Origin of the sequence: Mesorhizobium sp. M4B.F.Ca.ET.203.01.1.1, from assembly GCF_004791025.1 — a bacterium.
GTDB classification, from domain to species: Bacteria; Pseudomonadota; Alphaproteobacteria; order Rhizobiales; family Rhizobiaceae; genus Mesorhizobium; species Mesorhizobium abyssinicae.
In genome coordinates, this window is the sequence record NZ_SRUO01000199.1 from 1 (window position 1) to 314 (window position 314).

At 67.5% G+C, this 314-nt stretch carries 1 protein-coding gene; it reads right to left on the bottom strand.

What is annotated here, in order from left to right:
- Positions 1–159: 159 nt before the first annotated feature.
- Positions 160–303, bottom strand: a complete 144-nt coding sequence (locus EN846_RS36635) for a hypothetical protein (RefSeq protein ID WP_348630856.1) — start codon at positions 301–303, stop codon at positions 160–162.
- Positions 304–314: the final 11 nt, after the last annotated feature.

The window sequence follows — 314 nt, forward strand, 5'->3', positions numbered from 1 at the left end:
CCGGGATAGGGTTCCAGTGTGTTCTGCAGCCGTTCCAGCCACTGTACCGCCACCACCGCGTCCACCATCCGTTGTCTCCTGTCTGTTTCGTTGTTACCAAGATTGCCGGCCAGCGGCCGGCACTACCGGGGTTTCCGGCCGGCGGCCGGGTTTAGCGGGTCAGTCGCGCGTGCGCTCGATGATCACGCCCACCGCGCGCGCGCCGCGCACCGCACCGGGCTTGCTCAGCTTCAGGCGCAGCCACTTCCCCTCGAACTCGTCCAGCACGATCTGCGCGCAGCGCTCGGCCAGGGTTTCGACCAGGCCGAATTCCG